14 protein-coding genes are annotated in these 19,879 nt (G+C 60.4%); 7 read left to right on the forward strand and 7 right to left on the reverse strand.

Features of this window, described 5'->3' with window-relative positions; all coding sequences use genetic code 11:
* Position 1: 1 nt before the first annotated feature.
* Positions 2-3,481: a response regulator gene (locus BN1079_RS09780; protein WP_037024011.1), complete on the reverse strand. Its 3,480-nt coding sequence runs from the start codon at positions 3,479-3,481 to the stop codon at positions 2-4.
* Between the two features lie 201 nt (positions 3,482-3,682).
* Complete coding sequence (locus tag BN1079_RS17365) at positions 3,683-3,841, reverse strand: YqaE/Pmp3 family membrane protein (protein ID WP_037024013.1); 159 nt, start codon at positions 3,839-3,841, stop codon at positions 3,683-3,685.
* Between the two features lie 527 nt (positions 3,842-4,368).
* Here BN1079_RS17365 and BN1079_RS09790 point away from each other — a divergent pair.
* Positions 4,369-4,869 (forward strand): LEA/WHy family protein, encoded by a 501-nt coding sequence (locus tag BN1079_RS09790; RefSeq protein ID WP_037024014.1) that lies wholly within the window; start codon positions 4,369-4,371, stop codon positions 4,867-4,869.
* 119 nt (positions 4,870-4,988) lie between these two features.
* On the opposite strand, the gene treF is transcribed toward BN1079_RS09790, so the two are convergent.
* A complete protein-coding gene (gene treF / locus BN1079_RS09795; protein WP_037024016.1) occupies positions 4,989-6,590 on the reverse strand; it encodes an alpha,alpha-trehalase TreF in 1,602 nt (533 codons plus the stop codon).
* Positions 6,587-7,354 carry an SDR family NAD(P)-dependent oxidoreductase gene (locus BN1079_RS09800; RefSeq protein WP_037024017.1) on the reverse strand — a complete coding sequence of 256 codons (768 nt, stop codon included), beginning with the start codon at positions 7,352-7,354 and terminating at the stop codon, positions 6,587-6,589. The genes treF and BN1079_RS09800 overlap by 4 nt, the downstream gene beginning before the upstream one ends.
* A 182-nt stretch (positions 7,355-7,536) precedes the next feature.
* Here BN1079_RS09800 and rarD point away from each other — a divergent pair, with 182 nt between their 5' ends.
* From rarD to BN1079_RS09825, 5 genes are all read left to right on the forward strand, one after another.
* A complete protein-coding gene (rarD, locus tag BN1079_RS09805) occupies positions 7,537-8,424 on the forward strand; it encodes an EamA family transporter RarD (protein ID WP_037024019.1) in 888 nt (295 codons plus the stop codon).
* Positions 8,425-8,603: 179 nt separating this feature from the next.
* Complete coding sequence (locus BN1079_RS09810; RefSeq protein ID WP_037024020.1) at positions 8,604-10,784, forward strand: malate synthase G; 2,181 nt, start codon at positions 8,604-8,606, stop codon at positions 10,782-10,784.
* Positions 10,785-11,116: 332 nt separating this feature from the next.
* Positions 11,117-12,079 (forward strand): IS110 family transposase, encoded by a 963-nt coding sequence (locus BN1079_RS09815; RefSeq protein ID WP_037023196.1) that lies wholly within the window; start codon positions 11,117-11,119, stop codon positions 12,077-12,079.
* Between the two features lie 191 nt (positions 12,080-12,270).
* Positions 12,271-14,202, forward strand: coding sequence for a putative nucleotidyltransferase substrate binding domain-containing protein (locus BN1079_RS09820; RefSeq protein WP_037024021.1), 1,932 nt, complete (start codon positions 12,271-12,273; stop codon positions 14,200-14,202).
* A complete protein-coding gene (locus BN1079_RS09825; RefSeq protein WP_037024022.1) occupies positions 14,199-14,903 on the forward strand; it encodes a 3'-5' exonuclease in 705 nt (234 codons plus the stop codon). Before BN1079_RS09820 ends, BN1079_RS09825 begins: the two co-directional genes overlap by 4 nt.
* Positions 14,904-15,191: 288 nt before the next feature.
* On the opposite strand, the gene BN1079_RS09830 is transcribed toward BN1079_RS09825, so the two are convergent.
* The 3 genes from BN1079_RS09830 to BN1079_RS09840 all read right to left on the reverse strand — a co-directional run bounded on the left by BN1079_RS09830 (position 15,192) and on the right by BN1079_RS09840 (position 17,841).
* Positions 15,192-15,704 carry a hypothetical protein gene (locus tag BN1079_RS09830; RefSeq protein WP_037024024.1) on the reverse strand — a complete coding sequence of 171 codons (513 nt, stop codon included), beginning with the start codon at positions 15,702-15,704 and terminating at the stop codon, positions 15,192-15,194.
* Positions 15,705-15,804: 100 nt separating this feature from the next.
* Positions 15,805-17,574 (reverse strand): sodium:solute symporter family protein, encoded by a 1,770-nt coding sequence (locus tag BN1079_RS09835; RefSeq protein ID WP_037024026.1) that lies wholly within the window; start codon positions 17,572-17,574, stop codon positions 15,805-15,807.
* A 3-nt stretch (positions 17,575-17,577) separates the two neighbouring features.
* On the reverse strand, positions 17,578-17,841 hold the full coding sequence (locus BN1079_RS09840) for a DUF4212 domain-containing protein (RefSeq protein WP_037024028.1): 264 nt from the start codon (positions 17,839-17,841) through the stop codon (positions 17,578-17,580).
* Between the two features lie 642 nt (positions 17,842-18,483).
* Here BN1079_RS09840 and dbpA point away from each other — a divergent pair.
* Complete coding sequence (gene dbpA, locus BN1079_RS09845) at positions 18,484-19,863, forward strand: ATP-dependent RNA helicase DbpA (RefSeq protein WP_037024030.1); 1,380 nt, start codon at positions 18,484-18,486, stop codon at positions 19,861-19,863.
* The last annotated feature ends 16 nt before the right edge of the window (positions 19,864-19,879 follow it).

Below are 19,879 nucleotides of genomic sequence, written 5' to 3' on the forward strand. Positions count from 1 at the left end.
GTCACAGCAGCTCCACTTTCGGCAGCCAGACGCGAATCAGCGAGAACAGCCGATCGAGGTCTATAGGCTTGGCCAGATAATCGTTTGCGCCGGCTCGCAGACAGCGCTCCTGATCATTCTTCATCGCCTTGGCAGTAACCGCGATGATCGGCAGCTTGTCGAAGCGCGGGTCCTTGCGGATCTCCTGCATGGCGGTGAAGCCATCCATCTCCGGCATCATGATGTCCATCAGCACCAGATCAATGTCATCGATGGTGTCCAGCTGCGCGATGGCTTCATGGCCATTGCGGGCGATTTCGATCAGAGCACCTTTCTGCTCCAGGGCGCTGGTCAGGGCGAAGACGTTGCGCACATCGTCATCGACCACCAGGATCTTGCGCCCCTCGAAGGCCTTTTCCCGGTTGCGCACCCGCATCAGCATCTTCTGCCGCTCGGGCGGCATCTCGGATTCGACCTTGTGCAGGAACAGCGTCACCTCGTCGAGCAGCCGCTCCGGCGAACGAGCGCCCTTGATGATGATCGAGCGCGAGTACTTCAGCAGCGAGGCTTCTTCATCACGGGTCAGATTGCGCCCGGTATAGACGATCACCGGAGGGAAGGAACAGATGTCCTCGCGGGCCATGCGTTCGAGCAGTTCGTGGCCGTCCATGTCGGGCAGCTTAAGGTCAATCACCATGCAGTCGAATACCGTCGAGCGCAGGTGTTCCAGGGCCTGTGAGCCAAACTCGACGGCGGTGATTTCCACGTCGTCGTCCTCGATCAGGCGCGCCATGCTTTCGCGCTGCAGGGCGTCGTCCTCGACCAGTAGGATGCGCTTGACCTTCTGCGCCAATTTGGCTTCGAGCCGATCGAAGACGCCCTTCAAATCCTCGCGGGTGGTGGGTTTCAGCGCATAGCCGATAGCCCCCATCTGCAGGGCAGTTTCCTTGCGGTCCTCTACCGAGACGACATGCACGGGAATATGCCGCGTGGCCGGATTTTCCTTGAGCCGTTCCAGCACAGTCAGGCCTGAATGGTCGGGCAGGCACATGTCCAGCAGAACGGCGTCCGGCTGGTACTGCTGCGCCAGGCCGAAGCCCTCGTCGGCGTTGGGCGCGATCAGGCAGTTGTATCCGAGCTCATGGGCCAGGTCGCGCAGAATCCCGGCAAACTGTGGCTCGTCTTCGATCACCAGCACCGTTCGTTCATCAAAGGGGAAGTTCTGGCGGTCGTCCTCGACGTATGCCGACACAGTCGGCGCCACGACCGGCGCGGGACTTGGAGCCGGAGGCGCGCTTGCCGCCACAGGTTGGCTCGGAGGCGGTAATTGAGGTTGTACCGGCTCGCTGTAGTTTTCCGGCAGAGTCAGAGTAAACAGGCTGCCGCGGCCCGGCTCGCTGCTCACTTCAATGGTGCCGCCGAGCAATTGCGCCAGCTCGCGGGATATGGACAGGCCGAGCCCGGTGCCGCCATAACGTCGGTTGGTGGTGCCGTCGGCCTGGCGGAAGGCCTCGAAAATCGCTTCCTTTTGCTCTTCGCTGATACCGATCCCGGTATCTCGCACAGCAAAGGAGATGCTCTGCTCATCGTGGCGCCTGATGCTAAGCACCACCGAGCCCTGTTCGGTGAACTTGAAGGCGTTGGACAGCAGATTCTTGAGAATCTGTTCAAGGCGCTGGCGATCGGTGTACAGGCTGACGGGAAGCCCCTCGTCCAGGTGGACCTCGAAGTTGAGCGACTTCTCCATTGCCTGTGCCATGAACAGGCCTTTCAGCCCCTCGACCAGGCGCGTCAGGAACAGCACTTCCGGATACACCTCGAGCTTGCCGGCCTCGACCTTGGAGATGTCGAGGATGTCGTTGATCAGGGCGAGCAGGTCGTTACCCGCCGAATAGATGGAACGCGCGAACTGCACCTGATCGCTGCTGAGATTACCTTCGGGGTTGTCCGCCAGCAGTTTGGCGAGAATCAGCGAGCTGTTAAGCGGCGTGCGCAGCTCGTGAGACATGTTGGCAAGGAACTCGGACTTGTAGCGGCTGGCCCGCTGCAGGTCCTGCGCGCGCTCTTCAAGCATCAGCTGCGCGTCGCGCAGATGGCCATTCTTCAACGCCACCTCGTCGCGCTGACGGGCAAGCTCCAGCGCCTGCTCGGCCAACTGCTCGTTGGTCTGCTCCAGTTCGGCCTGCTGTTCTTCCATCTGCGCCTGGGATTCACGCAGTGCGCTGGACTGTTCTTCCAGCTCCTCGTTGGCGGCACGCAGCTCTTCCTGCTGCACTTGCAACTGCTCGTTGAGTTGCTGGGTTTCAGCCAGTACCCGCTGCAAGCGCTGGCGATAGCGCGCAGCTTCGATAGCCGAACCGATGCCCTCGCCGATGCGCCGCAGCAACTCGCTATCTTCTTCGCGCAGAGGACGCAGGAAGCCCAGCTCCAGCACACCATTGAGCAGGCCACTGTCTTCGATGGGGGTGATTAGCAGCGACTGCACATCGGTGCTTCCCAGCGCCGAACTGACCTTCAGATAGCCCTGCGGAATATTCTCCAGTGTCATCATGCGGCGCGCCAGCGCCACCTGGCCAACCAGGCTTTCGCCCAGCTCAAGCGTCCGCGCACGGTCTGCGCTGCCCTGGCTCCAGGCGAACTCAGCGACTCGCTGCAGCTGGCCATCCTGGGTCACATAGAGTGCGCCGACGGCAACGCCCAGGTAGCTGGAGAGGAAATTGAGAATGTTTTGGCCCAGCATCGGCAGCGTCTGTTCGCCAATAATGGATTCGCTCAGCTGCGTCTGCCCGGTGCGGTACCAGGCCTGCTTTTCCAACGCAGCCGCATGGGCTTGCTGCTGTTTCAGGGAACTGGCGTAACTGGTGGAAAGACTGAGCAGATCGCGTCGGCCGGAATACACCAGCAGCCCGCTGAAGACCAGACTGAAGACCAGGAAACCGCCGATCAGCAGGGTACTGATGGCTTCCGAACGCTCGGTGCGCTCATTTCTGTCGTGGCGGTCGGCGGCAATAAACTCATAGAGCAGCCGGCGCTGCTCCTGTTTGAGTTCAAGCCCGCGCTTGCTACGGACGTGTTCGGCTATGTCCTCGCCCAAGGCTCGCTGGTGGATAACTGACTCGGCGAATGTGACCCACTCGTTCTGCAGAGTAATCACCCGCTCGATGCGATCAAGCTGCACCGGATTGGCACTGGTGTATTCGGCAAGCTGCTGCAGCTCATCTCCCAGCTGAGGCAGTTCCTGGCGATAGGGCTCGAGAAAGATCTCTTCACCGGCAATCAAATAACCGCGCATGGAGGCTTCGAGCCTGCTGATCAGCTTCAACGCTTCATGGGCATGCGAAACACCCCGCACCGACTGATCAACCCAGTGGCTGACGCTCAACAGGTAGTAGACGATGCCACTGAAGAAAAACGCGCTAAGAAACCCAAAGCCAAGCGGTACCGCCACATTGCGGTTAAGAATGCGTCTGAACTGGTTTTGTTCGATGAATGAGTCGCCCATTTGAATCCTTTCCGGTTGCTACGCGTGTGCATGGCTTAACCGCCAAAACTAACAAACCCAGAAGGTGAATACCGATTCAGACCTGTGCAAGGTATTTCGCGTGATCAGGCCGGCAGGCGACAGTGGCACCGACCCGTTAGCAACACGGAAAGCCTGCGCCCCTGGGCGCATCAACCCCGACCTGGAAATTGCAGCGAGCAGTCAGCGCCGGGCAATGATCCAGACAGCATGCACAATCCCCGGAATGTAGCCCAGCAGCGTCAGCAGGATATTCAGCCAGAACGCGCCAGCGAAGCCTACCTGGAGAAAAACTCCAAGGGGTGGCAACAAAATCGCAATCAATATGCGCAACAGATCCATCTCAATGCCCTCTCGGCAGACTGCTGAAAAACCCACGCGCTGATTCGCGGCGGAAAACTCACCCTGAATCGACCCAAACGCTGCCGTTGGGTTCCGTGAGGCTTTCAGGAAAGGGCACTATAGATGAAAGCGGCAACCGCCACCTGGGCAGCGGTTGTCGAACGGAGGCAACCGTTTGAGTCGCCAAGCGCATAAGCGCAAAAGGAAGAAGACGCGACTGGCCGGTGTTGGGCCAGTCTTGCTGCGTCAATGCGCGCTGCCTTGTGAGCGACACGCACCGCCAAACTTACGCTTAGCAAGCTAACTATCTCAAAAATCCCGCGCAGCGGCCATAGGCTTAAAGTCGAACACGGTAGCCGAACGCCTCGTTGCAGCTCTCGACAATCGTCATAGGGAGAAAGCTGTCCGCTCCGAGCGAACCTGGCCGAACAAATTCAGCCCAACGAATGACCAATAGGTTCGCAGGCGCTTCAAGCCGGCGCCTTCGGCCATACTGCACCTAATGGATCCTTGCCCTGGAGATTTCGATGCAGATACGTCCCGCCACTGTCTTGCTTCGCCTGCTGCTGGTCGGCCTGCTGTTGAACCTGAGCGCTTGCGCGCTATTCACCCCACGCGATGCGCTGAACGTGCAGGTCGCCGGGATCGAGCCATTGACCGGTGAAGGTCTGGAGCTGCGCATGTTGGTGAAATTGCGGGTGCAGAACCCCAATGACTTTGCCCTCGACTACAACGGCGTGGCGCTGGAGCTGGAAGTCAACGGCAGGCGCCTGGCCAGCGGTGTCAGCGATCAACAGGGCAGCGTGCCGCGCTTCGGCGAAAGCGTGCTGCAGGTGCCGATGACCGTCTCGGCCTTATCCGCTGCTCGCCAGGCGCTCGGGTTGGCCGAGCGCTTCGGTGAAGATCAGCTGCCCTATGTCCTGCGCGGCAAGCTGGCGGGCGGTGTGTTCGGTACCCAGCGCTTCGTCGAAAAAGGCACGTTGGAGTTTCCCGGCGCTGAGCTCAATCCGTATCGGCGCGAGCCTTAGAAAAGCTGCCGGCAAAGAGTTTGGCGCCGAGGACGGCGCTCTACGCTGTGGCAGGCCGCGCCCATGAATGGAAGGCGCCTGCCTGCTCAAGGCGAGTTGCTGCCCACGGCGCTTCAGAACTAGTCCTGCGCTGCGCAGCTTCCCGCCCGGCAGCGATGTGCTTCGTGGCGTGGGTCTTCCTGCATCAGCTTGCGGGTGACACCGTTGGTCCAGCCGAAGCCGTCCTGCAACGGGTACTCACCGCCGCCGGCATGATCGGCGCATTGCCGTAGCACGTACTTTTCCACCAGTTTGCTTTCGCGCTCGAACAGGTAGGCCACGATACTCAGCCAGCGTTCCTCGATCTGCAGCGCCAGCGCATCATGGCCGTAGTACTGCAGCCCGCGGATGCCCATCCACTGCAGGGGCGCCCAGCCATTGGGGCGGTCCCACTGCTGTTCGCTGGCGCTGCTTTCGGTGGTCGCCAGTCCACCGGGTGCAAGCAGACGCCGGCGCACGATATCCGCCACGCGCTCGGCCTGGGCCGCACTGGCCGCCTGCACGAACAAAGGGGTCAGTGTCGCCGCCGTCAGGTTCGCGCGCTGCTGCTGCAAGCACCAGTCGTAGTCGAAATAGGCGCCCTCGCGCTCATTCCACAGGTAGCGATCAATGGCCGCCAGACGCGTTTCGGCGCGCTGGCGGAATGACCGGGCATGATCATCCAGTCCCTTCACCTCGCTGAGGCGGGCGATCTGTATTTCCAGCTTGTAGAGGAAGCTGTTCAGATCCACCGGGACGATGCGGGTGGTGCGGATGCTCGACAGGCGTTCGGTGTCATCCAGCCAGCGAGAGCTGAAATCCCAGCCTGACTCTGCTCCCGCACGCAGGTCCCGGTAGACCTCGTGCGCGGGCCGGCCGGAGTCACGCGCCGTTTCGATATCTTCCCGATAGGCCTCTTCACGGGGTGTATCCCGCTCGTCCCAGTAGCGGTTGAGCAGACTGCCGTCGGGCAGACATACGCAGCGCGCATGCGCTTCGCCCGGTCGCAAGGCATCGCCACCGTCAGTCCAGAAGGCATGTTCCTTAAGCAGCTGCGGCAGGTAATCACTGGCGCGATACACGCCGTTTTCCTCGAACAGCTCGGTCATGAAGACGAACACTGGCGGCTGCGAGCGCCCCAGGTAGTAGGTGCGATTACCGTTTGGCACGTGGCCGTAGGTGTCGATCAGGTAGGCAAAGTTGTCGGCCATGGCGCGCAGCAGATCGCAATGCCCGCTTTCGTCCAGACCCAGCATGGTGAAGTACGAGTCCCAGTAATACAGCTCGGTGAAGCGTCCGCCCGGCACTACGTAGTCGTAAGGCAACGGCAGTAGCGAGGAATGCGCCGGGTGCTCCTGTGGATGCCGGGTCAGCACCGGCCAGAGCCGGTCGATATGATCGGCAAGACTCTCGTCAGGGTTGGCGACGAAGTTCGTCGGCGGCACCTCGAACGGACTGAAATGCTCGTCAACGAAGGCGCGCAAATCGAAATCCGGATCGTCGCAGCGCGCCCGATAGGCCTCAAGGATGGCTTCGGGTTGCTGCCGTGGGGCGCAGTCGACAAAGGTCTTGCTGTCCGCAAAGACACGCTGCATCTGCACCGCGACGAAGAGTTCCTGATAACGCTCTGCCGGCGTCAGGGTGTCGGCAACAGAGATCGCGCTGATATCGTATTTGAACAGGCTCTGCTGGCTATCGCTCATTGTTCGCTGTAATTCCATAGCAGTCCGCCATCGATCACCAGCGTCGTACCGGTGATATAGCTGGCTTCGTCAGAGGCGAGAAAGGCCACTGCACCGGCCACGTCACGCGGCTGGCCGAGTCGCCCGGCGGGAATGTTTTCCAGCAGCCGCTCAAGCTTGTCCGGCTGCTTTACCAGGGAGCTGTTGATGGGCGTCTCGATGGCTCCCGGTGCAACGTTGTTGACGGTGATGCCCAGCGGCGCCAGCTCGATGGCCAGATTGCGCATGAGCATTTTCAGACCGCCCTTGCTGACGCAATAACTGGTGAAATTGGGAAACGGCAGTTCTTCGTGAACCGAGCTGTTGTTGATGATGCGCCCGCCTCGATTGCTGTCGCGCAAGTGCCGCGCAAAGGCCTGGGCAAGAAAGAACGGGCCACGCAGATTGACCTCCAGCACCTGGTCATACTCCGCCTCTTCGGCGTCTAGAAACGGGCGGTGCTTCTGCAAGCCTGCATTGTTGACCAGAATGTCGAGCGGCCCCATCTGCGCAACAGCTTCGTTCACCAACCGACGGCATTCAGCAACCACGCCGACATCGGCGGCGATAAAGCAGGCCCGCCGCCCGAGCTTGCGAACCTGCTCAAGGGTCTCCTGGGCCTCTTCGCCATCCTCCCGGCCATTGATGACCAAATCGGCACCAGCCTCAGCCAGGCGCACGGCAATGCCGCGCCCGATCCCCTGAGTGCTGCCGGTAACCAGCGCAATCCTGTTCTGTAACTTCATCATGTACCTCATGCTGGCCAGTTCTGCCACTTGCCCTGACTGTGACGGTCAGCCGTTCATGGCGGTTCAACGGCACCTGTTTGCAGATGCTTCACGGCTCTGCGCCGGCCTTCGCACCGGCAGACAGCACGTGCGAACTAGGCGCAGAATAGGCAGCTATTCGCCGCACCCTCAGGATCTCCATGGCCATCGCCAACTTGCGCAAGGGTTATCTGCTGGGCCTGACGACCTTCAGTATCTGGGGTCTGTTTCCGTTGTACTTCAAAGCCGTCGAGCAGTTCGCGGCGCCGGAGATCGTCACCCAGCGAGCCATCTGGTCGGCGCTGTTCGGCTCGCTGGTGCTGCTGTTCTGGAAGCATTCCGGCTGGTGGCAGGAATTGCTCGCGCACCCGAAGAGAATCGGCGTGCTGATGATTTCCAGCGTGTTGATCGCCAGCAACTGGCTGATCTACGTCTGGGCGGTAAATAACGGCCACATGGTCGAAGCGAGCCTGGGCTACTACATCAACCCGCTGGTCAACGTGGTGCTTGGCCTGCTGATCCTGCATGAGCGGCTGCGGCCTCTACAGTGGCTGGCGGTGGGCATGGCGGCCATCGGGGTCGCACTGCAGCTGATCACCCTCGGCGAATTTCCCTGGGTATCGATTGCGCTGGCGCTGAGTTTTGGCAGCTACGGCCTGCTGCGCAAACAGGCTCCTGTGGCCGCCCTGCCCGGCCTGGTGGTGGAGACCTGGCTGCTGCTACCACTGGCGCTGGGCTGGCTGCTTCTATTCGGCAGCGGCCCCAGCACCGAGCCGGCGTTCTGGACCACAACCGAGGCCCTGTGGCTTGTGGCGGCCGGCCCGGTGACGCTGATCCCGCTGCTGTGCTTCAACGCTGCGGCCCGCCACCTGCCCTACTCGACCCTGGGTTTTCTCCAGTACATCACGCCGACCCTGTTGCTTCTACTGGCCGTCTGGGTGTTTCACGAACCCTTCCCGGCCGACCGCCAGCTGGCGTTTATCTGCATCTGGGCAGGGCTGGCGGTGTATAGCTACGACGCCTGGCAGATCATGCGCAAGGCAACCTGAGCAGCGGCTTGACACCGCCCGCAGAGGCAGGCGATCCGGCTGTAAAGCCTTGAAGGTCAGTGAAAAACCCCAACCTTCGGGAGACTGATTTTCCCTAAAGCTTCATGTAGTATCGGCCGGCCCGGACTACAAGAAACTTGCGGCCCGAAAGATCAAAGAAAAAACAAGTGAGGCGAGTAATGACTGAGCGCGTTCAAGTCGGTGGCCTGCAGGTCGCCAAAGTCCTGTATGACTTTGTGAACAACGAAGCGATCCCTGGTACCGGTCTCGATGCCGCAGCCTTCTGGGCCGGCGCCGACAGCGTCATCCATGACCTGGCGCCGAAGAACCGCGCGCTGCTGGCCAAGCGTGACGAGCTGCAGGCACAGATCGATGCCTGGCACCAGGCTCGTGCCGGTCAGGCCCACGACGCCGCTGCCTACAAGGCTTTTCTCCAGGAAATCGGCTACCTGCTGCCCGAAGCCGAAGACTTCCAGGCCACCACCCAGAACGTCGACGAAGAAATCACCAGCATGGCCGGCCCGCAGCTGGTGGTGCCGATCATGAACGCGCGCTTCGCCCTGAACGCCGCCAACGCCCGCTGGGGCTCGCTGTATGACGCGCTCTACGGCACCGACGCCATCTCCGAAGAAGGCGGCGCCAGCAAGGGTCCGGGTTACAACGAAGTTCGCGGCGCCAAGGTCATTGCCTACGCACGCGCCTTCCTCGATGAAGCCGCTGCGCTGGAAAACGGCTCGCACGCCGACTCCACCGGCTACCGCATCGAAGGCGGCAAGCTGGTCGTTTCGCTGAAAGACGGCAGCACCACCGGCTTGAAAGACCCGCAGCTGCTGCTCGGCTTCCAGGGCGAGGCCAGCGCGCCGATCGCCGTGCTGTTCAAGCACAACGGCATCCATTTCGAGATCCAGATCGACCCGGCCAGCCCCATCGGCCAGACCGACGCCGCCGGCGTGAAAGACATCCTGATGGAAGCAGCGCTGACCACCATCATGGACTGCGAAGACTCCATCGCGGCCGTCGATGCCGACGACAAGACCATCGTTTACCGCAACTGGCTCGGCCTGATGAAGGGCGACCTGGTCGAGGAGCTGGATAAGGGCGGCAAGCGCATCACCCGCGCGATGAACCCCGACCGCGCCTACACCAAGGCTGACGGCAACGGCGAACTGACCCTGCATGGCCGCTCGCTGCTGTTCATCCGCAACGTCGGTCACCTGATGACCAACGACGCCATCCTCGACAAGGACGGCAATGAGGTACCGGAAGGCATCATGGACGGGCTGTTCACCAACCTCTGCGCGATCCACAACCTCAACGGCAACACCACGCGCAAGAACAGCCGCACCGGCTCGGTCTACATCGTCAAGCCGAAGATGCACGGCCCGGAAGAAGTGGCCTTCGCCACCGAACTGTTCGGCCGCGTCGAGGACGTTCTCAAGCTGCCGCGCAACACCCTGAAGATGGGCATCATGGACGAGGAGCGTCGCACCTCGATCAACCTCAAGGCCTGCATCAAGGAAGCGCGCGAGCGCGTGGTGTTCATCAACACCGGCTTCCTCGACCGCACCGGCGACGAAATCCACACCTCCATGGAAGCCGGCCCAGTGGTTCGCAAGGCCGCAATGAAAGGCGAGAAGTGGATCAGCACCTACGAAGACAACAACGTCGACGTGGGCCTGGCCTGTGGCCTGCAAGGCCGCGCGCAGATCGGAAAGGGCATGTGGGCCATGCCTGATCTGATGGCCGGCATGCTCGAGCAGAAGATCGGCCACCCCATGGCCGGTGCCAACACCGCCTGGGTACCTTCCCCGACTGCCGCCACCCTGCACGCCATGCACTACCACAAGGTCGACGTGTTCGCCCGTCAGGCCGAACTGGCCAAGCGCACCAAGGCCTCGGTGGACGATATCCTGACCATCCCGCTGGCCAAGGACACCAACTGGAGCGACGAGGAAAAGCGCAACGAGCTGGACAACAACTCGCAGGGCATCCTCGGCTACATGGTGCGCTGGGTCGAGCAGGGCGTCGGCTGCTCCAAGGTGCCGGACATCAACGATGTCGCACTGATGGAAGACCGCGCAACCCTGCGCATCTCCAGCCAGCACATGGCCAACTGGATGCGCCATGGCGTGGTGACCAAGGAGCAGGTGGTCGAAAGCCTCAAGCGCATGGCGCCGGTGGTTGACCGTCAGAACGAAGGTGATCCGCTGTACCGCCCGATGGCGCCGGACTTCGACAACAGCGTCGCCTTCCAGGCCGCGCTGGAGCTGGTCCTCGAAGGCACCAAGCAGCCCAACGGCTACACCGAGCCGGTACTGCATCGCCGCCGCCGCGAGTTCAAGGCCAAGAACGGTCTGTAACCCGCAGCGCTGCACAAAAAACCGCCCTCCGGGGCGGTTTTTTTTGCTCTGTCGCTTACCTATCGCAACTTAGATGTGCCCACATTCGGCGCGAGGTCGCGCCTTGTATGGTTTTCCTGCAGGTCCAAACTGGACTTGTCAGGGTGGAGGGGGCAAGCGCGCCTTCCGGCCTTTCGGCACGGACTGTGGGAGATTTAGCCCCCGCCCTTCTCATCAAAACGCCGATAGAGAATCCATCGGCGGAGCCTTGCCGCTCATGACCGACGAAATGTTGCAAGCCAGCGTTCGATGAGCCCTGACAAGTAAAATCACCTTAGCTTGGAGGGTAAAGCATGGCAAAGCCCATTACGCCAGTCATGGTGGGTGTCGATGTCAGCAAGGCCGAGCTGGTCATTGCCCGCAGTGATTCGAAGGATCTTAAGAGGATTGCCAACACAGCCCAAGCCATCGGCGGCTGGCTGAAGACGCTTGCGGGCCGAACCAAAATCGCACTCGAGGCTACTGGTACCTATCACCGCACCTTGGCAACGCTGGCGCATCAGGCGGGCGTTGAGCTTTATTTGCTCGATGGTTATCGACTCAACCGGTATCGCGATGGCGTTGGCAGTCGCGCCAAGACCGACCCGGCTGATGCTCGGTTGATTCTGCGCTACCTGAGCAAGGAACTGAGCGACCTCAAACCCTGGGTGCCGCCTCACGATGCGTTTTACCGCATCCAGAGCCTGCTGCGACGCCGGGCTTCGCTTGTGCATACCCGCATCGCCCTGACCCAGAGCCTGGACGATATGCCCGACCTCAAGAGCGCATCCAAACGCCTGAGCAACAACATCAAGGACATCGAAAGATTGATCGAACGCCGCCTCAAAGAGGCCATGGCTGAGGTGGGCTGGCAGTCGGATGCCCAGCGCTGTAAGGCTATAGAGGGCATCGGCGATCTCACCTCGGTAGCGCTGGCCAATACTTTCCACCGAGGCGAATTCAAGAACAGCGATGCCTTCGTTGCCTACCTGGGCATGGACGTCAGAGTTCGGGACTCAGGCAAGCAGGTGGGTCGCCGTAAACTGACCAAGAAAGGTGATCCGGAGCTGCGACGCCTTTTGTATAACGCGGCCATGTCTGCCCGCCGGACAAAAGCCTGGTCCGGCCTATATGAAACCTATCTTAGCCAGGGACTGAAGACGACTCAGGCTCTAGTAAAGCTCGGCCGAAAGCTGGCCCGTATCGCCTTCGCCTTGATGAAAAACCAATCAATGTATCGACCAAAAATGCCGGTTAAGTGTTGCGCTGCACCATAGAATCTCCCACAAAAAGCGGTGCGGCACCAGCTGCAACTTGTGGAGCCGCCGCCCTCGGCGCGAAGCTTTTTCCACCTGCGCCCCTAGGCTGACACGGATCAGCCTTCCTAACACCCGCCGCGACTAGACTTACGTCCAATTGGGCCAAGCCAGCCTACGGCCCACCATGGAATGAAAATGGAAAGTGAACCATGAGCAAAGGTGACACTTACGCCGAGGCCGGCAAAACTGCCGTACTGCAAAACATTCACGGGACCATGGAGTTCCTGCGCAAGTACGCGCCCTTTAAGCAGATGGAAGCGCCGCATCTCGCCTTCCTCGTTGAAAACTGCGAGCTGCGTTTCTATGCCGAAGGCGACAGCATCATTTCCCCTGAGGACGGCACGGTCCAGCACTTCTATATCGTCAAGCAAGGTCGTGTTCACGGCCAACGCCCTCATACCTCCAAGCGCGGCACGGACACTACCTTCGAAGTCATCGTCGGCGAGTGTTTCCCCATGGCCGCCCTGATGGGCGAACGTGCAACTCGCACCGGGCACTTCGCGGCCGAGGACACCTTCTGCCTGCTGTTGAACAAGCCGGCTTTCGTCAAGCTGATCTCCAAGTCCGAAGTGTTTCGCGACTTCGCCATGCGTGGCGTCAGCAGCCTGCTCGATCTCGTCAATCAGCAGGCACAAGCTCGCGCCGTGGAAAACCTGGGCGAGCGCTACTCACTGGAAACCACCGTTGGAGAGCTGGCCGTACACCATCCGGTGTCCTGTCTGCCGTCGATGCCGCTGGACGATGCAGTTGGCCTGATGCAGCAGGCCAATGTCGGCAGCATCGTTATCGTTGACGAAGAACAGCACCCGCTGGGTATCTTTACCTTGCGCGACCTGCGCCGGGTCATCGGCAACAAGCTGGACGATCTTTCCAGCCCCATATCCGGGTTCATGACCCACGGGCCCTTCTATCTTCCGCCCAGCGCCACGGCCTTCGACGCCGCCATCGCCATGACCGAGCGGCAGATCGGACATGTCTGCGTGGTAAAGGACGGCCTGCTCTGTGGCGTTATTTCCGAACGTGACCTGTTCTCGCTGCAGCGGGTCGATCTGGTCCATCTGGCGCAGACCATTCTGCACGCCGACCGCGTGGAGTCGCTGGTAGCCGTCCGCACGCATATCAACCAGCTGGTCGACAACATGCTCGCCCATGGTGCGTCGTCCACCCAGATCACACACATCATCACCCTGCTGAACGACCACACGGTACGTCGCGTCATCGAGCTGGCCATCGCCGACATGGGCGATCCCGGAGTCCCCTTCACCTGGCTGTGCTTCGGTAGCGAAGGCCGGCGCGAGCAGACGCTGCATACCGATCAGGACAACGGCATTCTCTTCGAAGCCGAAGACGCGGCAGAGGCCGCGCGTATTCGCGGCAAGCTGCTGCCACTGGCCGAACGCATTACCCGGGATCTGGATACCTGCGGTTTCACCCTGTGCAAGGGCAACATCATGGCCAGCAATCCCGAACTGTGCCTGTCGCGCAAGGAGTGGAAGCATCGTTTCAGCTCCTTCGTCCGCGAGGCCACGCCGGATAACCTCCTGAGCAGCACCATATTCTTCGACCTGCGCTCGGTCTGGGGGCCGGAGGAAGGCTGCGACAAGCTACGCAAACACATGCTCAACGAAGTGGCCGACAGCCCTATCTTCCAGCGGCTCATGGCCAGCAGTGCCCTGCGCCACCGCCCGCCAGTGGGCCGCTTCCGGGACTTCGTCCTGGAGCGCAAGGCCGGCAAGGATACCCTCGACCTGAAGATTCAGGGCCTGACCCCCTTCGTCGACGGCGCCCGCCTGCTGGCACTGGCCAATGGCATAGGCGAATGCAATACTCTCGAACGCCTGCGCCTATTGGTCGAGAAGGGCGCCATGGATGCCAAGGACGGTGCGGCCTATGAAGAGGCCTACCACTTCATCCAGCAGACGCGCATGCAGCACCACCAGCAGCAGACGCGCAATGGCCTGCCCTTCTCCAATCGGCTCGATCCGCAAGACCTCAATCATCTGGACCGGCGCATCCTGCGCGAATCCTTCCGACAAGCCCAACGCCTGCAAGGCAGTCTCGCATTGCGTTATCAACTATGAATATGGCCTGGTTCAAAAGCCGGGGTCCCTCGCTGGCCCTCGAACAGATTCAACGCCGCGACAGCCTTCCGGCGCCAGCGCCTCTGGGTACATGTCCGCTCGCCGAACAACGCGTCGTCGTGCTGGACCTGGAAACCAGCGGCCTGGATACGCGGCGCGACATCGTGTTGTCGATTGGCGCTGTGGTCATCGAGAACGGTGGCATCGACATGCGCAACCAGTTCGAATGCACCCTGCACCGACCCAACCAGCCGATCAGCGAAAGCGTGCTGATCCACGGCATCGCCCCCAGTGAACTGGAAGCAGGTACCGATCCGGCCGAGGCGCTGCTGGACCTGATGGAATTCGTCGGTGACAGCCCGATCCTGGCTTTTCACTCCGGCTTCGACCAGCGCATGCTCAGCCGCGCCCTAAAGGCTTCGCTGGGCTACAAGCTGCGCCATCCTTTCATGGACGTGGCCGAACTGGCACCCATGCTGTGCCCCAACAATGCGCCCAGGGGCAATCGTCTGGATGACTGGACCCAGCATTTCAAATTGCAGGTTCTGCAGCGCCATCACGCCAGCGCCGATGCTCTGGTGACAGCCGAGATCGCTCTGATTCTCTTCAGCCGCGCGCGCAAACAGGGTCTGGACAACCTGAAGGACCTGAACCAGCGCCTGAACAACTGGCGCCAACGCCAGCAAGCCCGCCTGATCTAGCCGCAGCAGGGATAACTGTTACCTGACAAAACGGCCCGCTCCTTGGATAAAAGCTAGCGCCCAGCGATCGGAGCCTCCAGGAGCACGGGCAACAGGCCGCTCAGGTGAAAGCGACCGAATCAGGCGCGACGACCACCGAAGGCCTCTGATCAGAAGCACACAGAATCAGGCGCAATCGAGCTGGTTCACCAATGTAGCTCACGCGCCGCTCTGCCAAGGGGGCTGCCGAACCTGCCCGACCCCGACCCCGACCCCGACCCCGGCACAGCTGAGTACTAATAGGACCTGCTAGATGCAGAGCCTCCGATAGAGCGGTGCATCCGCGTCCATCTTGGTCATGGTTTCGTACTTTGCCTCGCCCTGCTCGTTCAGTCTGAACATCACTCGCTCACTGCAAAGAGCCAAGTAATGGGCGTTCTTTACCGTGGACATCAGATGATGCTTCTCGAAACGATAAAGCGTGAAGCGTGCGATACGGCCCTTATCGTCCGCCTCTTCCAACTGCACGTTGACGCTGTCGAGCACCGTGTAGACCAAAGGCATTGGCCACACCATGGTCCAGGGCCGCCAGAGCATATCGCCCTCTTCATTCGACACCACCACCGAGCCCTCCGGCAGGCGCGCCTGCTTGGTATCGAACCAGGTGTATTCATAGTGGACGGTGTAACCAAGCATACCCAGACCGGCGAAAACCGGGATGATCCACTTTGGCAACCAATTGCGAGACAGATTACGCAATACCAGCGCAATGCCCGCGCCCGCAAGGGCGGCTGAAATTGCAGCGACAAGATGCCAGATCATAGAAAACGTCCTCAAAAAAATCGGGCTTCCAGTTGGAAGCCCGATTTGTATCTCAACCCTGGGCCGGATCGTTCGACCCGACCGGCGGCCGGATTATCACTTAGTGGTTAAGCGCAGCGCCAGCACCTTTAGGGGTACGAACGCTTTCCACCAGATCCTGGACATGCTTCGGCGGAGCCTCGGTAGCCATGGATACAGCGTAGGCTACAGCGAAGTTCAGAATCGCACCGATGGCACCGAAGGCCTGCGGGGAGATACCGAACATCCATTCACCCGGTACGTTGGCGAAGGTGTTGGTGCCGGGGATGAAGAACCAGCCCAGGTACAGGAAGATGTACACCGAGGTGCTCACCACACCGACCAGCATGCCCGCGATGGCGCCCTTGTTGTTCACGCGCTTGGAGAAGATCCCCATCATCAACGCCGGGAACAGGCTGGATGCCGCCAGACCGAATGCCAGTGCCACTACCTGAGCCGCGAATCCGGGTGGATTCAGGCCCAACCAGGTTGCCAGGACGATCGCACCTGTCATTGAAAGACGAGCCGTCAACATCTCGTTCTTCTCACTGATGTTCGGGTTGATGATCGTCTTGATCAGGTCATGACTGATGGCAGAGGAGATCGCAAGCAGCAGACCCGCCGCAGTGGACAGCGCCGCCGCGATAGCACCGGCTGCGATCAGACCGATAACCCAGCTCGGGAGGTTGGCGATTTCCGGGTTGGCCAGAACGATGATGTCGTTGTTAACTGTCAGCTCGTTGCCATTCCAGCCACGCTCTTGAGCGGTCGGAGCAAAGCCAGCGTTGGCATCGTTGTACATCTGGATGCGACCGTCGCTGTTCTTGTCTTCCCACTTGATCAGACCGGTCTGCTCCCAGGTCTGGATCCAGCCTGGACGCTCGTCATAGAGAATCGCAGCGGATTCGGTGCCTTCCGGATAGATGGTGTCGATCAGGTTCAGACGCGCCATGGAAGCCACAGCCGGAGCAGTGAGGTACAGCATGGCAATGAACACCAGAGTCCAGCCAGCGGACCAGCGAGCATCAGCCACCTTCGGTACGGTGAAGAAGCGGATGATGACGTGCGGCAGACCAGCGGTACCGATCATCAGCGACAGGGTGAACAGGAACATGTTCAGCTTGTTGTCGACGTCAGCGGTGTACTCGGCGAAGCCCAGGTCACGGACCACGATGTCCAGACGATCGAGCAGCGGCATGCCGGACTCGACGTGGGTACCGAACATCCCGAACATCGGGATCGGGTTGCCGGTCAGCTGCATGGCGATGAACACGGCCGGAATGGTGTAGGCAATGATCAGTACCACGTACTGCGCCACCTGGGTGTAGGTGATGCCCTTCATGCCACCGAATACAGCGTAAGCGAACACGATCGCAGCAGCGATCCAGATACCAGCGGAGTTGCTCACTTCCAGGAAGCGGGAGAACGCAACACCTGCACCCGACATCTGACCGATTACGTAGGTAACGGAGATGAGAATGAGGCAGACAACCGCTACCAGGCGAGCGCCACGGCTGTAGAAACGGTCACCGATGAAGTCCGGTACCGTGAACTTGCCGAATTTGCGCAGGTAGGGAGCCAGCAGCATCGCCAGCAGAACGTAGCCACCAGTCCAGCCCATCAGGTAGACGGAAGTACCGTAACCACCAGCGGCAATGATACCGGCCATGGAGATGAAGGATGCTGCAGACATCCAGTCTGCCGCAGTGGCCATACCGTTGGTGACGGGATGCACGCCTCCGCCCGCAACGTAGAACTCCTTGGTCGATCCGGCGCGGGCCCAGACCGCAATCCCGATATAAAGCAGGAAAGAGGCGCCCACGAACATCATGTTAATCCAGTATTGGCTCATGGTTTACTCCTCGACCCCAAATTCCTTGTCCAGTTTGTTCAGCCGCCACGCGTAGTGGAAGATGATCAAAATGAACGTGATGATGGAGCCTTGTTGAGCAAACCAAAAGCCCAGATCCGTTCCCCCAACCGGAATACCGGCCAGCAACGGACGCAGGAGAATGGCGCAGCCATATGAGACAAGAGCCCAGACCACAAGGCTCCATGTTATGAGGCGAACGTTCGCCTTCCAGTACGCATCAGCGTTTTTCTTATCTTCTTCGGTCATCGCCGTGTTCCGCCTTATTGTTATAGCTAGGTGAGGGAAGCCCACACGGTGAATCTAGCAAAGGTGCATTACGCAAAGAAAGCCCCGACTTTAGTCGGTGCCAGCATGCACCCGCCGCCCAAAACCCGCTAAATAGAGCCATCGCCCGGACAACCAAACGAACACTTACCATTCACTGATGGCATGCACTAACAGCCCTGATCACCTCAGCACAGCACTGAACGCACCAGGCTGAAAACAGACTATCCAGTCAGCTCTCGCCCCCCCCCGTAAAGCTGACAGGCGCGCACCTTGCACCTCAACTAGGCTCAAGAAATTGAAGCAGATATACCTCGCAGAGGCTTAAGATCTGAAAAAGCCTCAATGATCTTAATCCGCCGCATATTGCAAAACATTAAAGAAAAAGCATTTAAAAGCTGATCAAGCAGCCGGCGCCAATTAATTCCGGTTAACTGAACAACCATTCATCATTCGTTCAGATACAGTTTGTATTAATTAATATTTACCATCCTGAAATAGAAGCAGAGCAGCCAGCAGGCGCTTCCAGAACGGTAGTAGGTGCGGCACCTAGCTCGCGCTGTCATCAGGCCGTACCGGCAGGTCTGCTAAACTGCCGGCCGGTTCCTTATAGATGACGCCTCCGTGCCCAGTTCAGCTTTCTCTGCCCTACCCCTCAGCCCGGCCACCCTGGCCAACCTCGATGCTCTCGGCTATGTCGAAATGACACCAATCCAGGCCCAGAGCCTGCCGATCATGCTCAAGGGCAAGGACCTGATCGCCCAGGCCAAGACCGGAAGCGGCAAGACCGCAGCCTTCGGCATCGCCCTGCTGGAGCCGCTCAACCCCCGCTACTTCGGCTGCCAGGCGCTGGTTCTGTGCCCGACCCGCGAGCTGGCCGACCAGGTTGCCAAGGAGCTTCGCCGGCTGGCCCGCGCCGCTGACAACATCAAGATCCTGACCCTGTGTGGCGGCGTATCCATCGGCCCGCAGATCGCATCCCTTGAGCACGGTGCGCACGTCATCGTCGGCACCCCCGGGCGCATTCAGGAGCACCTGAAAAAAGGCACGCTGACACTCGACGGCCTCAATACGCTGGTACTCGATGAAGCCGATCGGATGCTGGATATGGGCTTCTACGACGCTATCGCCGAGATCATCGAACAGACGCCGAGTCGCCGGCAGACGCTGCTGTTTTCGGCGACCTACCCCAGCGGCATCAAGCAGCTGTCGGCCACCTTCATGCGCGACCCGCAGCAGGTAAAGGCCGAAGCGCTGCATGACGATGCGCAGATCGAGCAGCGTTTCTACGAGATCGACCCGGAGAACCGGATGGATGCCGTGGTTCGGGTGCTCGCCACTTTCCGTCCGGAAAGCTGTGTGGCTTTCTGTTTCACCAAGCAGCAATGCCAGGAGCTGGTGGAGCAGCTCAGCGCCAGGGGCATTTCCGCCAAGGCGCTGAATGGGGATCTGGAGCAGCGTGACCGTGACCAGGTGCTGGCCATGTTTGCCAATCGCAGCCTGTCGGTATTGGTGGCCACGGACGTTGCCGCACGCGGTTTGGATATTGATGCATTGGATATGGTGATCAACGTCGAGCTGGCACGTGATTCGGAGATTCATATCCACCGGGTTGGCCGTACCGGTCGCGCCGGGAGAAAAGGCATCGCCATCAGCCTGGTCGCTCCTGCCGAAGCCCATCGCGCGCGCGCTATCGAAGAACGCCAGAAGGCGCCGCTCAACTGGCACTCGCTGGACGAACTGAAGGTGCGCCTGGGCGAGCCGTTGCAGCCGCCGATGGCAACCCTGTGCATTGGCGCCGGACGCAAGGACAAACTGCGCCCCGGCGATATTCTCGGAGCGCTGACCGGGGATGCCGGTATCCCCGGCACCCAGGTCGGCAAGATCGCCCTCTTCGACTTCCAGGCGTTCGTGGCCGTCGAGCGTAGCGTTATCAAGCAGGCGCTCAATCGCCTCAATGCCGGCAAGATCAAGGGGCGCTCGCTGAAGGTCAGGATTCTTTAAGGCCGGAAGCGAATCA

This window comes from Pseudomonas saudiphocaensis (genome assembly GCF_000756775.1).
Taxonomy (GTDB): Bacteria; Pseudomonadota; Gammaproteobacteria; order Pseudomonadales; family Pseudomonadaceae; genus Stutzerimonas; species Stutzerimonas saudiphocaensis.